The following is a 15,176-nucleotide window of genomic DNA, read 5'->3' on the forward strand; positions in this document are numbered from 1 at the left end:
CTCCTTGATCTCTGGCCGTTCAGAGTCGAAGCGGCAATTCCATGTGGTTTCGGTAGATGAAGTCGCGATGCGCGAGGATCAGGGGGTCGACGGCCGCGAGAATCTCCGGATCGCTGAGCGTGTAGGAGGCGGCAAGTTCCGGTGCCATTGCGCAGCAGTCTTGCGGCAAGGGCTGGATCATCGCCGCAAAGCAGGCGCCGTAAATGTCCGCGGCGGTGAGGGCGTCCCCGAAATAATATCGGCTGCCGGCGCTATGTTGAGCGCGTAGCAGGTCGGACTGCAATGTCAGTATCGCGATCAGGCGCGCTCGGGCGCGCTCGACGTTATGTCCGATCGGATATTTGCGCAGCAGCCGCTCGAACTGGGCATTGTCGAGGCCGGCGGTGCTGGCCGCTGCCGCCTCGCGCGCCTGCGCGAAATGGATGAGCCGCCGGTTCCAGCCGAAGCCATCCTCGGAGCACAGTTCGTGGAGCAGGCCGAACATCGCCGCCCGCGCCCTCTCGTCGGCGGGGATCAGCGGGGGGTGGGGGGCGATCCTTTCGGCGAGCGCCAGGATTTCGGCCCAACCCGCACGCGGCGGCTCGTCATTCCATATCATCACCGGGGCACTGTCGATCCCGGTCCATGCCACCAGCGCCTCGTTCGGCTCGCCGGCGTCCTGGGCGACGCGCAGATAGGGAATGCGCTTGACGTAGAGGATGCCCTTTGCCGCTTCGCCCCAGGGTCCCGGAACGCCGCGCGTCGTCGCGAGGCGCATGCCGGTCGCCTCGCGCGCTGCCTCGATCTCGACATAGTCGGGGCAGTGGGGCGCGGTGATGGACGCGGAAGCCACGCCCCCTCCGTCACGCCGCCGCGGCGGCCTGCGCGAACATGCCGGCGAAGGCCTGATCGAGCTGCTCGTCGCCCGTCCTCGCCAGCGCGATCAGCTGCTTCGCATCCTCGCCGGCTGGATAGCGCGGGGCGGGGTTGTCGGCCTTGATCGCTTCGATCACCGTCGCGGCAATAGCTTCCGGGCTCGATGCCGTCTTGTAGTGGCTCTCTGCCGCCATCACCTTGAAAGCCTTGTAGAGATAGCCATAGCGCTCGCTATCCTCGGCATCGAGGGCCGCTAGGCGATCGGCGACCTCGATCAACTGCGCGTCGACCATCGGCGTCCTGATGCCGCCCGGCTGGACCAGCACCACCTTCACGCCCTGCGGGGCCGCTTCGCGCCGCATCACGTCGACCGCGCCTTCGAGCGCGAACTTCGAGGTGACATAGGCGCCGATGAACGGCATCGCGGCAACGCCGGCCATCGACGAGACGAACAGCAGCCGCCCGCCTGTCTCGCGCAGCACTGGAAGCGCCGCCTGGTAGATCGCGATCGATGAGACGGTGTTTATCTCCAGCGTCTTGCGGACGACATTCACCGGAGTGGTCTCGAGCGGGCCAAGCGGAGCGATTGCCGCGCAGACGATGAGGCCGTCGATCGCGTCGCCCTGCGCCAGGACCGAACCCAAGCGCTCGCGCACCGCATTCGCATCGCCGAGGTCAAGCATATGCACCGCGGAGATGCCGGGCGTGGCAGAGCGGGCCGAGGCCGCTTCCGCATCGTTCAGTACCGTAATCGAGACGGTGTCGCCCTGCGCGAGCAGGGCCGCGACGACCGCTTGGCCAAGCCCGCCTGCGCCACCCACTACAATGATATTCGCCATGCCGGGCTCCGGAATAAGAAACGGGCCGGGTGGTACCCCGGCCCGTTCGTTAGGTTTACTTACTGAACTTCACCGTCGCGCGGACCATGATCTCGCGACCGCGGCTGATCGTGCTGAACCGGTCGAGCAGGCCGCCCGTCGGATTGAACGCGAACGGCACCAGGCTGCTGGCGACGTAGTAGCGCTTGTCCGTGAGGTTGCGGCCGATCACCGCCAGTTCCCAGGCATCGTCAGGTCCGATGAGCCGGGCGTTGGCGTCGATCAGCGTGTAAGAAGGCTGACGGCCGTTGGGCGCCGAGGATGCGTCGGTCAGGTAGCTCGCCGAGTAGGTGGCGTTGGCCGACAGGCCGAGACGGAGGCTGTCGGTCAGCGGCGCCAGATAGTCGAAGCCGCCGCTGAGGTTCCAGTCGGGCGCCCGGATAAGCTCGGTGCCGCCCAGATCCTGGGTGCCGCCGGCGCCGTCGGGGGCGCCGCCGACGCAACCCAGTGCCGGCGTCTGTCCGCCATAGCAGGGGGCGTTGGCATATTTGGTGTACTTGCCCTTGTTGTAGGAGGCCGCGGCGTTGACCGAGAGACCGGTGATCGGCGTACGATAGTTCGCGTCGAACTCGATACCCTTGACCTTCGAGCCGCCTGCGTTGGTGACGGCATTGGTGGTGTTGAACACCACCGCCACCTGCTGGTCGGTGATCTTGTAGCTATAGGCCGCGAGGTTCATGCGCAGTGCGTTGCCGAGCATCTCCAGCTTCACGCCGGCTTCGAAGCCCTTCACGATCTGGGGCTTGTAGCTGAGGTCGAGCTGGCCCGAAGGCGGATTGAAGGTAACCGAACCGGAGTTGAAGCCGCCCGACAGGAAGCCGTGCTTGTACGATCCGAAGAAGGTGGTGTGCCGGTCCGGGCGATAGGAGGCGGTGATTTCAGGAGAGAAGTCGCTCCACGAGCCCTTGCGCTTCGCCAGGATGGTCGAGGGGACTTCCGTCGACGCATCGAGGATCGGATGTTCGCCGACGAAGTTCGGACCGCCGGTGAAATCCGCTACGCCGCCGCCGTTGCGAACCGATGGCAGGCGCTTGCGCTCCTTGGTGTAGCGGCCGCCGATGTCGAGTTCGAGTTCCGGCGTCGGCTTGATCGCGACCTGCGCATAGCCCGAATAGGTGTAGCCGGTCTGCTTGAAGAAATATTCGTTGATGAGCGCCGGGTCGGCGACGCTGCCTGCGCCCGATCCTGGGTACAGAGCGCTGTTCGCGCCGAGCAGTGGCAGCGTGGTGGCGAACAGATAGGTCAGCGAACCGGTCGATGCGCGCGTGCTGGCGAAATATACACCACCGGTAAAGTCGAGCAGGCCGCCGGTGTCGGTATTGAAGCGAAGCTCCTGCGAGAATTCCTTGTCGCTGTAGACGTTGCAGCTGGGCAGGATGACGGTCGGGTCGTTCTCATAGTTCTGGCACTGGTCGACCTGGACCGAATAATAGCCGGTCACCGAGGCGATCGAGATCACGTCGTTCGGGCGGAAGTTCATCTGCAAACCGCTGAGGAACTGCTTCTGCTTGATGAAGTTCTCGCCATCGGCGCGGAAATGGTTGAGCGTCGCGGGCTTGGTCGCGACGACCGTGCCATATCCGGCATTGGAGTTCGCGCCGTCGCTGGCTTTGCACTGCGTGACGGTGCCGCCGAGGAAGGTGGTGAAGCGCGTGCCCGTCGGGCAGCTGGTGAAGGCCGTGCTCGAGGCAGGGCCATCGCCGTTGAGGCGGCTGTAGGTCGCCTTCAGCGTCGCGTCGAACGTGTCGGTCGGCTTCCACTTGAGCGTGCCGCGAACCGACCAGTCCTTATAGGAGCTGTTGTGGCCGTTGTCCGGGCCGAAGCCGTTCGCGTTCGCCGGCGTCACGTCCTTGATGTCGCCGCGTATATCCGAATAGACGCCTGCGAGGCGAACACCGAGGGTCTCGGTCAGCGGGCTGGAGACATAGCCTTCTGCGCGGATCTGGTGCGCTTCGAACTCATAGCCGGCCGAGGCCTTGGCTTCGAAGTGATCGGTCGGATCGGCGGTGCGGATCGAGATGATGCCGGCTGGGCTGTTCTTGCCGAAGAACAGCGCCTGCGGCCCCTTCAGGACTTCGACCTGGCCGATGTCGAAGTCGCTGAGGCGGCGGACTGTGGTCTTGCCGACCTGGACGCCATCGATGTTGAACGAGACAGCCTGGTCGCCGAACGGGTTCTGGTCGGCGCCGGCGACGCCGCGAATCGAGATGTTGCCGCCCTGGATCGAGCCGCCCTGATTGCCGATGATCAGCTGCGGGGTGATGCGGGCAAGGCCATCGAGATTGGTGATGCCACGCGCAGCCAGCGTTGCGCCGCCTACGGCGGTGACGACCACGGGGACCGCGATCAGGGTTTCGTCGCGCTTACGGGCCGTGACGATGATTTCGCCGGCTTCGACGCCGCCGGTTGCGGCTTCGGCTGGCGCGGTTGCAGCGGGCGCGCTCTGCGCGATGGCTGTGCCGGCGGTCGTGCCGACAAGCGCGGCAGCGAGAGCGATCCTGCTGGCAGCGTTGATCAACTTCATGAGAGGGTCCTCCCCAAAAAAAACCAGGCCCGGTCGTACGCCGGGTGATAGTCGTTTAGACTACTATGTGTGGAAAAAACAATCGCCCTTCGACAATTTACCAGCACTGTTGCATGAAAGTGATGGTTACCCGTTCCTCGCCCGCCCGTTGCTGCCGGCTGGAGCCAAAAAAGATATCATAGGTTTGAAAAGAGAGGATAAATCGGGATGGCGATGCAGGAATTCGATACGCCTTGGCTTCAGAATTACCTGTCCCGGCGCTTCGGAAAAACGGTCCAGGTGACCGATTTCGCGCGAGTCACGCGCGGCACTTCGCGCCAAACATGGTTCGCTGACTATCTACTTTCCGGCGAATCGGAGGTTCGGAAAATCACGCTTCGCAGTGACCATCCGGCCGGTGCCGGCGATCCTACGCCGCTGGATCAGGAATATTTCATCTATGAGCGGCTCGGCCGCACCGATCTGCCGGTCGCCGCGGCGCTGTGGTGGGAGGACGATCCTGCGCTGACGCCGCGGCCCTTCTATATTCGGAACCAGATCGAGGGCAGCTGGAACATAGCGGGCTATGGCGATCCCGATCCGCGCTACGATGTGGTGCGGCTCGATGCGGCGAAGGAGCATATCCGCAGGCTGGCCCAGATCCACCGGATCGACTGGAAGGCGCATGGCTTCGATCAGATGCTGCCGGCGCCACGCGACGCGCAAGACGCGGGGCCCGCCTTCCTGCGCCTGATGCTCGATCGCCTCTCGAAATCGCGTGCAGAGCCGCTGCCGTTCCTGCTCGAAGTCGCCGAATGGTTGCGCGACCATGCGCCGTCAGCGCCCCGGCTGAGCCTGTGCAAGGGCACGAACGGGCTGGGCGAGGAGGTGTTTCGTGATGGCAAGATCGTGGCGCTCAGCGATTGGGAGGAGGTCATTATCGGCGATCCGGCGAGCGATCTGGCGATGGTGCAGGGCTTTACCGAGCCGATCGTCCATGACGGCGAGACATGGTGGGATCTCGACACGGCGGTCGCCTTCTACCGCGCCGAAAGCGGCATCGATGTGACCATGGAGAATATCCGCTATTACCAGCTCGCCCGGCTGTTCGGCCGGGGCGTCATGTTCGCCCATACGGCGACGGTCGTTGCCGGGACCCCGACGTCGACGATCCGCCAGAGCTGGACGGTAACGGAGGTGATCCACGTCGTGAAACGGGCGCTCGGTTCCGCGCTGGGCTGGTTCGAACCCGTGCCGGGTGCGCGCTTCGAGGAGATGAACCTGTCGGTCGAGATGGAGGAGCAGGGCCAATGATCGTTCCAACCGCACGCGATGTGCTCGCCACGATCGAGCATACCCTGGCGACCGTGGTCGTGCCGGATGCGGGGTCGGTCGCCGCGCGCAGCGCCCTTGCGACGACGGGGCACCTGCTGCGTCATGTCCAGCTTCGGCTCGAACTCGAGGGCCAGCTGCTGCTGGACGACATCGCGGCGCTGCGTCCGCTGCTCGCGGATCTGCTGTCGTGGCTGGAGGAGCGGAACGAAACCGTCCCTGGCATTTCAGCCGCGATGGACAAGGTCTGGCGCGGGCAGGGCGCTTATCCGACGCTTGCAAGCCTCGCCGACGAGGCGGGCGCCTTGCGCCACGCGCTGACCGAGGCGCTCGAACGGCTGATCGCACTGCGCGACTCAAACCGCCACGATCCCGCCTATCTGGCCCTGCGCGAGCGGGTCCGCGCCTATCTGGCCCGCCAGATTCGATCCGAGGCGGCGATCATCGATCCTGCGTTCGAGGGTAAAGGCGCGCGGCGCTGATTGCAGCTCTCCGTGAGTTGCACATAAAGATATCCGGTATATGGATAGGAAGCATATAATATGTAGACAGCCGACGGCGTGGCGCCGTCCTTCGCAAAACATGTTCTCGGACGAGGGGATTTCTGGATGAAGACCGATTTCGACATCATCATAGTAGGTGGCGGCGGTGCCGGCATGACGGCGGCCTTGTTTGCGCACGCGGCCGGCGCGTCGGTGATCATCCTCGAAGCCGACAGCAAGCTCGGCGGCGCGACATGGCTTTCCGGGGGCGTGGTCTACGCGGCGGGCACCAGCGTTCAGAAGGCGCAAGGCATCGAAGACAGCCCCGCCGAGATGTACAACTACATCATGACGCTCAATGCCTGGCAGACGCGGCCGGACATCATCCGCACCTTTTCGGAGCGGAGCGCCGAAGCGGTCGAATGGCTGATCTCGCTGGGCGCGGAATATCAATGGGTGGTGAAATCCGGCGTCGACACCGTGCCGCGCGGGCATTGCACGGTCGGCGCGGGGAACAGCATCGGCAATCTGCTGCGCAACGAGGTCGGCGCGAAGGGGATCGAAACCGCGCTCAACACCCGGGTCGAGCGATTGCTGGTCGAGGACGGCCGGGTGGTGGGCGTTCACGCTGCCGGCATGGATCTGCGCGCCAGTGCGGTGATCGTTACCACAGGCGGCTTCGGCAACAGCCCCGGCATGCGCGCGAAATATTTCCCGTCGGTCGCGCAGCACGGCGATATCGTCTACGCGGTCCACAATGATGCCCCCTTCATCCTGGGCGACGGCATCAAGCTGGGCGAGCATATCGGCGCACAGATCACCGGCCACGACACCGGGCTGGTCCTTCCCTCGGCCGGGCTGTTGCCGAATGCCGTGGAGGCTTTCCTGCCGCCCTGGTGCATGCTGGTGAACGACGACGGGCGCCGGTTCATGCCGGAGAATGCGCCCTACGCCGTCTCCGGCTACCTCATCAACGCCCAGCCGCGCGCCCATGTCTGGGCGATCTTCGATGAACAGACGATGGTGGAGGGCAGCGCCGACAGGCGTTTCTCCGATCCCTATCATACCGGCGAGGTCTCGCAGACCTGGGACGAGGCGCTGATCCGCAAACACGCGGCGACCGGCAAGATCCGCACCGCGCAGTCGATCGAGGAACTGGCGGACATCCTCAATATCGATCGCCGTGCGCTTGCCGAGACCGTCTCACGCTACAATGCGGACGCGCACGCCGGCGTCGACCGTGAGTGGAACAAGCAGGCTCCCAAGTTTTTTCCGATCGAGAAGGCGCCCTATTTCGCGATCGAGGTCCGTGCTTCGGTCATCGGGCAGACGAGCGCGGGGCTCGATATCGATGTGGAGACCCATGTCCGCGACACGCATGGCCGAACGATACCGGGGCTGTTTGCTGCCGGCGAGACCGTCGGCTGCATCCAGGGGAACCGCTATTCGGGCGGCGGCATGGGCGTGGGCAACGCGCTCACCTTCGGCAGGATCGCTGGCGAAGTCGCGGCGCGCGAAGTCCTGGCGGACCGGATGGTCAACCACTGAGCGCCTGGTGCATTTCCTACTCAGATGGAAACAGCTGAGTAGGAAATGCGTAGACCGGGAAGGTTCGGCGTGACCGAGAGCGGCGCGCAGCCAGCGCTTTAGCTGCGGCTGCTCATCTTGTAGTTATAGTCGTTCCACTGGACTTCCTGGCTTTCGCCATAGCCTTTGCGGCCGTCCCAATCCCATTCGACCAGCCCGATGTGGCACAAGCTGTTCGACCAGCCGCCCCACAGCGTCTGCGCGATCAGCTTGCCGGTCATTTCGTAGCGATCGCCCTTGTCGTCCTCGAACCGGTAGTGGTGGACAATGGGCGCCTGTGCGTCGCGGGTCCGTTCGGTGATCTTGGAGGAGGAGACGACGCGGCGCTGCACGCCGTTTTTCACCACCCAGCCATCGTTGAAGATCCGCTTCGGCACGTCGAGGAGGCCGATCCAGTCGGGGTTGCGGTCGGGATCGTCGTGCGAACCGACGTTGAAGGCGAACTCCGGGCCGAAACTGCCCGTCACCCAGGTATAGGGAGGGCCGGGGTTGTGGTTCTCCGGCCGCGGCTCGGCCCAGCTCCGGTCGCGCACCGGATAGCAGTCGACATCATAGTCCTCGCCGCGCAGCCGCAGCGATCCGGTCGCGTGCATCACCTGCTCGAAATGCTTGTTGTTGGCCCGCATGATCGGCACCTCGACCGCATCGAGAACCACGTCCACCTTCGTGTCGCGGACCTTGTCCTCGAAGGTCAGGTGCACCTTCCGGAGCGGATCGATCACCTGCACGCGCATGCCGTTGGGCAGCTTGATGTCGCTGCCGTCGCCGATCACCGACGAGGACATATAGTCGAAATATTCGAACAATTCGCACTGGAGATGGTGGCGCTTCATGCCCTTGAAGATGAACAGGCCGCCGCTCACCACCTTCAGGGTGGGATGCACCCAGCAATAGGCGAAGCAATTGATCGCCGCTTCGGGCACGTGAAAGTTCCAGTACCAGGTCTCCGTCAGCGAATCGACCGGCTCGCCGGTACCGTGGAAGAACTCGTCTTCCTGCACATGGCGACCGAATCCGCCGCCGAGATTGCTATTCCAATCCGTATCGGACATGTCTCTCCACCTCTCCTTTTTGCGCGCAAAGCAATAGAACGTCAGCGAACGATATGCTAGCCGATGAATATGACGGCCGCCAAAGGCTGCATCTCGTGAGAGGGAATGCCATCATGGAGCATAGGCGCAAGGCATGAGCGGCGCGAACCTGTTCGATCTCGACGGCAAGGTGGCGCTGGTGACCGGCGGCAGCCGCGGCCTCGGCCGCGCCATCGCGCTGGCCCTCGCCGATCATGGCGCCGACGTCATCGTGGTCAGCCGCAAGCGCGAGGCCTGCGAGGCGGTCGTTGCGGAGATCCAGGCCAAAGGGCGCAGGGGGCTGGCGCTGGCCGCCCATATGGGACGATGGGACGAAATCGAGCAGGTCGTCGATGCGGCCTATGTCGGCTTCGGTCGCGTCGACATATTGGTCAACAACGCCGGCATGTCGCCAGTTGCTCCGTCGTCGCTGGAAACCAGCGAGGCGCTGATCGACGCAGTGCTGGCGCTCAACTTCAAAGGGCCGTTCCGGATGAGTGCGCTGATCGGCAGCCGGATGGCCGCGGGTGAAGGCGGCTCGATCGTCAACATCTCCAGCGTGGGTTCCATCCGTCCCACGCCGGAAATCGTGCCCTATGCCGGTGCCAAGGCCGCGCTCAACGCCATGACGACCGCGCATGCCGCCGAATTCGCTCCGAAGGTGCGGGTCAATGCGATCCTGCCGGGGTCGTTCCGAACCGATGTCGCCAAGCACTGGCCAGCAGACAAGGAAGCGCAGACACCGGCCGCGATGAAGCGCTTCGGCGAACCCGAGGAGATCGTGACGACCGTGCTGTATCTCACCAGCGATCATAGCCGGTTCACCACGGGCGCGATGATCCGCGTCGATGGAGGAAGGCCTTGAGCTTCGAACAGAGCGAACGCTCGCGCGCACTGACCGTGCGGCTGCAGGCCTTCATGGACGCGCGTATCTATCCCAACGAACGGCTGTACGAACAGCAGCTGCACGCGGATCCCGACCAGCCGTTCCGGGTGCCGGAGATCCTCGAGCAACTGAAGGCGGAGGCCCGGTCCGAGGGACTGTGGAACCTGTTCCTGCCGCATTCCGAAAATGGCGCCGGTCTCAGCAACCTGGAATATGCCCCCCTCGCCGAGATCATGGGAAAGGTCCATTTCGCGTCGGAGGTGTTCAATTGCTCGGCGCCCGACACCGGCAACATGGAAGTGCTCGATCGCTACGGCTCTCCGGAGCAGAAGGCACGCTGGCTCACGCCGCTGCTCGAAGGGCGGATTCGCTCCTCCTATTGCATGACCGAGCCCGATGTGGCGTCGTCCGATGCCACCAATGTCGAGACGCGGATCGAGCGGGATGGCGGCGATTACGTCATCAACGGCCGGAAATGGTGGATCACCAACGCGTACCACCCGAATAACGGCCTGTTCATCGTGATGGGCAAGACCGATCCTGCGGCGCCGCGTCACCTCCAGCAATCGCAGATACTCGTGCCCCCGGACGCGCCTGGCATCACCCTGGTGCGGCCGCTCACCGTGTTCGGCTATCACGACGAGCCCAAGGGCCATGCCGAAATCATTTTCGAGAATGTCCGCGTTCCAGCGGGGAATATCGTGCTGGGGGAAGGGCGCGGATTCGAGATATCGCAAGGCCGGCTCGGCCCAGGGCGAATCCATCATTGCATGCGCATCATCGGGCAGTGCGAACGCCTGCTCGAACAGACCTGCCGCAGGCTGGTCAGCCGCGTCGCCTTCGGCAAGGCGCTCGCCGACCAGTCCTTGTGGCAGGAGCGCATCGCGGAGGCGCGCACTCGTATCAACATGTGCCGCCTGCTGACCCAGCACGCCGCGCATCTCATGGATACGGTCGGCAACAAGCATGCCCGCAGCGAGATCGCGCAGATAAAGGTGGCCGCGACCCAGATCGGGCAGGCGATTGCCGACATGGCGATCCAGGCGCACGGAGCCGCCGGACTCTCCGACGACGAAGGGCTCGGCTTTGCCTTTGCGCGGATGCGGATGATCCGCATCGGCGACGGGCCGGACGAGGTGCACAACCGCACCATCGCCCGCATCGAACTCGACAAATACCGGGCGCCGCGAACTCCCGCGCCGCTCCCGCCAGCACAGGAGAAATGACGTGGACGTTCCTGTAAATGAAATGCCCTGGCAGGGCTCGTTTCCCGACATCGCGAACTGGAGCGAGAATTTCTGCCTGGCCGGCTATGATCCGAAATGCGGCGTCGGCTTCTGGTTCCACATCGGCCGCTGGCGGCACGACATCACCATGTGGCGCGAGATCGTGGTGATCCGCTTCCCGGATGGCACCGTCGCCGCGCACCGCGCGATCGGCAATGCCCGCGCATCGGCGGAGGGCGGCGGAGGCCCCTGTTTCGCGGTGCGGGTGATCGAGCCGGGACGCCGGCTGCACTATAGCTTCAACGGCGGGGTAATGCGCCTGCCTGCGGGGGCGATGCTCGACGGGATCGTCGGCGACGGACGCAAGACGCCACTCACCTTCGAACTCGGCTTCGAATCCGATGCGGACATCTGGGACCTGCACAAGGTCGGCAGTCTCCAGCAATTCCTGCCAGCCGGGCATATCGAGCAGCCGGGGCGGCTTACCGGCAGGATCAGCATTGGCGGCGAGCAGTATGATTTCGATGCGATCGTCAATCGCGACCACAGCCTGGGCCCGCGCGATAACAAGGACCTGCACAGCCACCAGTGGTTCCAGGGCTATTTCGACAATGGCATCAAGTTCATGCTGTTCGACGCCAAGACCAAGAGCGACGGCAAAGTCGTGTTCTCCGAAGCGATCGTCTACGAAGGCGACCGGGCGTTCGAGGCCAGCATCGAGGCGATCGAGCGGTGCGAACGCGTCGAGGACGACGAGAAGCCGATCCGCTTCACGCTGCGCTACGCCAACGGCACGCTCGAAATCGACACTGCCGGCTATCATGGCAGTTCCTATCTCTCGCTTACCTCTCCGAACGACCAGTATGTCGGCGTCTATCCAAGCGATCCGGGCCCCACGCTGGTGCTGGACGAGCAGTCGGTGACGCTCACGCTGAATGGGACGGTGCCGGGTTATGGCGCCTACGAGCGCACCATCCCCGGCGTCCACAAGGCGGAGGCATAAGAGGGCCGTGTCCAGTACGCTGCAGGATCGCTATTCCGGCACGGAGCCTCCGCCGGAGCATCTCCAGCTGGATCGTGCCGCGCTCGAGGCGTTCCTGCGCGCGCATCTGGGCACGGCCGGGACGCTGGGCGAGGTCGCCAAATTCAAGGGCGGCCAGTCCAATCCGACCTATCGGATCGCATTCGGCAGCGATGTGCTCGTGCTGCGGCGCAAGCCGCCGGGTACGCTCGTCGCGGGAGCGCACGCGATCGATCGCGAATATCGCGCGATCGGCGCGGCCGCGGCGGCGGCTATTCCAGCGCCGCGGCCGATCCTCTATTGCGCCGATGCGGCGGTGCTCGGCACCGAATTCTATCTGGTCAGCTATGTTGCCGGCCGGGTGTTCTGGGATCCGACATTGCCCGGCGTCTCGCCGGCGGATCGGGCCGCGATCTACGATGACGCCAACCGCTGGATCGCGCGTATTCATGGCCTGGATCCCGCCGCGGTCGGGCTAGGCGATTTCGGCCGGGGCGCGGGCTATACTGCGCGAAACCTGAAACGCTGGTCGGATCAGTACCGCCAGTCGACGATGGTCGAGATCGCCGACATGGATTGGCTGATCGATGCCCTTGCCGACGCGGTGCCGCCGGACCATCCGGTTCGCCTGCTGCACGGCGACTATGCGCTCACCAACCTGATCATCCATCCCGAGGAGCCGCGGGTCGCGGCGATCCTCGACTGGGAGATGGCGACGCTGGGCGATCCATGGGTCGATTTCGCACACCATCTGCGGCCCTGGTGGCTCACCCCCGATGGCGCCGACACGACCCCGACGTTGATCGGGCATTCACTGGAAGCGCTCGGCATACCGGATCAATCCGCCTACACCGCGCGGTATCTCGATCGCCTCGGGCAGGATGCGATGCCGCATGCCCGCTTCTACCTGGCCTTCGCGCAATTCCGTTTTGCCGCCATGGTGCAGGGCATCCTGCGCCGCGCGGCCGATGGTACGGCCGCCAACCGGCGCGCTGCGCATACCCAGGCGAGGGTGATCGACGCGGCCGCGCGGGCGCGCGCCACGCTCGAGGGGCGATGATCGGCTGGACGTCGCCACCTGGCGGGCCTATAATGATAGGCTAGCATATCAACTACTGCTGCGCCGCGGCGGCACGAACGAGGAGATGGGTCGATGGCCTCCGTCATCAAGCGCGAGATGCGCCGAGGATACGGCAACAAGGAGCGGCCGGTGATCGGCGAACTCTGGCAGCGCGATTCGACCGCCGTGACGGATGTGCTGACCGCCGAGGGAAGCTATCACCCGTCCAACAGGCACATCGATTACGCCCGCTACTATGACCCGGACTTCTTCAAGCTGGAGATCGAGAAGGTGTGGCGGCGCCAGTGGCTGATCGCGGGGCGCGAGGAGGATATCCCCGAAATCGGCGACCGCTTCCCGCTCAGCGTCGGGCCGGACGCCTATATGGTCGTGCGCACCGGCGCCGACAGCTTCAAGGCCTATCATAATTCCTGCCTGCATCGCGGCGCGACGCTCTGCTCGAAGACCGAGTCCGGCGGCAGCATCCGGTGCCCCTATCATGGCTGGGAATGGGGTATAGACGGCACGCTCAAGAAGATCCCCAGCCACTGGGATTTTCAGGAACTGACTCGCCTGAACGCCTCGCTGCCCGAGGTGAAGATCGAACGCTGGGGCGGTTTCCTGTTCATCAACGCCGATCCGGAGAGCGCGCCGCTCAGCGACTCGCTCGGTATCCTTCCCGCGCACTGCGCGAGCTTCATGCCCGAGCGGCGCTACACCAAGGCGCGGTTCCGCAAGCTTGTGGGTGCCAACTGGAAGGCGACGCAGGAGGCGTTCCTCGAATCCTATCATCTCTATGCGACGCATCCCGAAGGCGTGCCGTTCAACGGCGACAGCCAGTCGCAATATGACATTTTCCCGACCCCGAACGGTGCGATCGGGCGCGAGGCGGTGCCGTCCGCCGTGCCGAGCATGCACGCTGATGCGTCGGCGACGCCCGCGGCTGCGGCGCTGGTCTTCGCGCAGGTCGCGAAGACCTGGCATTATCCCGATGCCGAACTGCCGGAGATCGATCCAGATGGCGATGTCCGTGCGCAGATCGGCGCTTGGGCGCGCAAGGCCTATGCGGCGGAATACGGCCGCGAAAACACGCAGCCCGATGCGATCCTGCTCGATAGCCTGCTCTACTTCATGTATCCGCAATTCTGCATCTGGCTGTCGGAAGCGGTGCCGTTCGTCTATCAGTTCCTGCCGCACGAGAGCGACCCCAATCTGAGCTATTTCGACGTGCGCCTGCTCATGCCCTACCGCGAGGGCGAGACTGCGCCGCCGGCTGCCGCGATGGTCGAAATCGGTCTCGACGAGAGCATCGCGGAAAAGGCGCCGCTGTTCAGTTTCCTGGGCTTTATCTTCGATCAGGACATGGGCAACCTGCCGCTGGTGCAGCGTGGCATGAAGGCGGCGAACCCGCGCGCGGCCTTCTCCAACCTCGGCGCCTACCAGGAGTCGCTGATGCAGCACTGGCACGAGCTGATCGACCGCGACCTGGCGCGCTGACTAGAGCATGCGTTGTTTAGATTGCATCACCCGCTCATCCTGAGCAGCCACTGAGCTTGTCGAAGTGGCGTGTCGAAGGACGTCCTTCGATGTGGTCTTCGCCGAGCTCAGCCCTCACTCAGGATGAGCGGGTCAATCTGATCACAACATGGTCTAGCCTTCCGGATAGACTTCGGCGCGAGATAAAGAGCGGCGCGGCAGCATTCGCCGAGACGTCTCGCCTGTCCGGCGCCGCCATCATGACGCCTCGACCGGTTTGACTGCAAAGCATCGGTACATATGAAGAAGGGGCGGCATTGCTGCCGCCCCTCGCCGATGTCCGATGAACGCCGCTGGAGACGGCGCCCTGGTCGGATCAATCGTTCAGCGCATCCTTGAGCGCCTTTGCAGGCGTGAAGGAAACCTTCTTGGAAGCGGCGATCGTCAGCGTCGCGCCGGTGGCCGGGTTGCGGCCTTCGCGCGCCGGGCGATCGGCGACCTTGAACTTGCCGAACCCCGGCAGCGAAACTTCCTCACCCTTCTTGGCGGCGTCCGTAATCGCCTTGAGGGCGGCGTCGATGACTCGCTTGGCGGCGGCCTTGTCGATCCCCTGTTCAGCGGCGACAACGCCGGCGATGTCGGCAGTGTTCATGATCACTCCTGGTCTTGCTTGGATAACTGTTGTTGCACCACTGGGCGGCGCAAGGCGCCTCTTGTGCGCGGCGTTTTCGGCGGGGGCAATTGGAAACTGGGCCGAAAACCGGAAAAAACGGACGGGAAACGATTTTAGCCGCATTTTT

Annotated in this window: 13 protein-coding genes; 8 read left to right on the forward strand and 5 right to left on the reverse strand. The window is 64.3% G+C overall.

The genetic code is table 11. From position 1 onward, the window contains the following. Positions 1–19: 19 nt before the first annotated feature. The 3 genes from AAC645_RS11860 to AAC645_RS11870 are packed head-to-tail and all read right to left on the reverse strand — an operon-like array spanning position 20 to position 4,257. Positions 20–832 (reverse strand): glutathione S-transferase family protein, encoded by an 813-nt coding sequence (locus AAC645_RS11860; protein WP_340316256.1) that lies wholly within the window; start codon positions 830–832, stop codon positions 20–22. Positions 833–842: 10 nt separating this feature from the next. After that, entirely contained in the window at positions 843–1,694 is an 852-nt protein-coding gene (locus AAC645_RS11865; protein WP_340316257.1) for an SDR family NAD(P)-dependent oxidoreductase, read from the reverse strand. Between the two features lie 55 nt (positions 1,695–1,749). Next, positions 1,750–4,257, reverse strand: a complete 2,508-nt coding sequence (locus AAC645_RS11870) for a TonB-dependent receptor (protein WP_340316259.1) — start codon at positions 4,255–4,257, stop codon at positions 1,750–1,752. A gap of 207 nt (positions 4,258–4,464) precedes the next feature. On the opposite strand from AAC645_RS11870, the gene AAC645_RS11875 reads away from it, so the two are divergent. From AAC645_RS11875 to AAC645_RS11885, 3 genes are all read left to right on the forward strand, one after another. Then, positions 4,465–5,550, forward strand: a complete 1,086-nt coding sequence (locus AAC645_RS11875; protein WP_340316261.1) for a phosphotransferase family protein — start codon at positions 4,465–4,467, stop codon at positions 5,548–5,550. Then, positions 5,547–6,050: a hypothetical protein gene (locus tag AAC645_RS11880; protein WP_340316262.1), complete on the forward strand. Its 504-nt coding sequence runs from the start codon at positions 5,547–5,549 to the stop codon at positions 6,048–6,050. The genes AAC645_RS11875 and AAC645_RS11880 overlap by 4 nt, the downstream gene beginning before the upstream one ends. Before the next feature lie 126 nt (positions 6,051–6,176). After that, positions 6,177–7,598, forward strand: coding sequence for an FAD-dependent oxidoreductase (locus AAC645_RS11885; protein WP_340316263.1), 1,422 nt, complete (start codon positions 6,177–6,179; stop codon positions 7,596–7,598). Between the two features lie 98 nt (positions 7,599–7,696). On the opposite strand, the gene AAC645_RS11890 is transcribed toward AAC645_RS11885, so the two are convergent. Then, on the reverse strand, positions 7,697–8,689 hold the full coding sequence (locus AAC645_RS11890; protein ID WP_340316264.1) for a DUF7064 domain-containing protein: 993 nt from the start codon (positions 8,687–8,689) through the stop codon (positions 7,697–7,699). Between the two features lie 133 nt (positions 8,690–8,822). On the opposite strand from AAC645_RS11890, the gene AAC645_RS11895 reads away from it, so the two are divergent. The 5 genes from AAC645_RS11895 to AAC645_RS11915 all read left to right on the forward strand — a co-directional run bounded on the left by AAC645_RS11895 (position 8,823) and on the right by AAC645_RS11915 (position 14,397). Further along, entirely contained in the window at positions 8,823–9,572 is a 750-nt protein-coding gene (locus AAC645_RS11895; protein WP_340316265.1) for an SDR family NAD(P)-dependent oxidoreductase, read from the forward strand. Next, positions 9,569–10,819 carry an acyl-CoA dehydrogenase family protein gene (locus tag AAC645_RS11900; protein WP_340316266.1) on the forward strand — a complete coding sequence of 417 codons (1,251 nt, stop codon included), beginning with the start codon at positions 9,569–9,571 and terminating at the stop codon, positions 10,817–10,819. The genes AAC645_RS11895 and AAC645_RS11900 overlap by 4 nt, the downstream gene beginning before the upstream one ends. Before the next feature lies 1 nt (position 10,820). After that, positions 10,821–11,822, forward strand: a complete 1,002-nt coding sequence (locus tag AAC645_RS11905) for a hypothetical protein (protein WP_340316267.1) — start codon at positions 10,821–10,823, stop codon at positions 11,820–11,822. 7 nt (positions 11,823–11,829) lie between these two features. Continuing rightward, on the forward strand, positions 11,830–12,900 hold the full coding sequence (locus tag AAC645_RS11910) for a phosphotransferase family protein (protein WP_340316268.1): 1,071 nt from the start codon (positions 11,830–11,832) through the stop codon (positions 12,898–12,900). A gap of 93 nt (positions 12,901–12,993) precedes the next feature. After that, the gene (locus AAC645_RS11915) at positions 12,994–14,397 is read left to right on the forward strand and encodes an aromatic ring-hydroxylating oxygenase subunit alpha (protein ID WP_340316270.1); all 1,404 of its coding nucleotides are present in this window, start codon (positions 12,994–12,996) and stop codon (positions 14,395–14,397) included. A 355-nt stretch (positions 14,398–14,752) separates the two neighbouring features. Here AAC645_RS11915 and AAC645_RS11920 read toward each other — a convergent pair whose 3' ends face one another. Further along, a complete protein-coding gene (locus AAC645_RS11920) occupies positions 14,753–15,172 on the reverse strand; it encodes an HU family DNA-binding protein (protein WP_459112808.1) in 420 nt (139 codons plus the stop codon). Between the last annotated feature and the right edge of the window lie 4 nt (positions 15,173–15,176).

Source organism: Rhizorhabdus argentea (assembly GCF_037861105.1).
Classification (GTDB): Bacteria; Pseudomonadota; Alphaproteobacteria; order Sphingomonadales; family Sphingomonadaceae; genus Rhizorhabdus; species Rhizorhabdus argentea.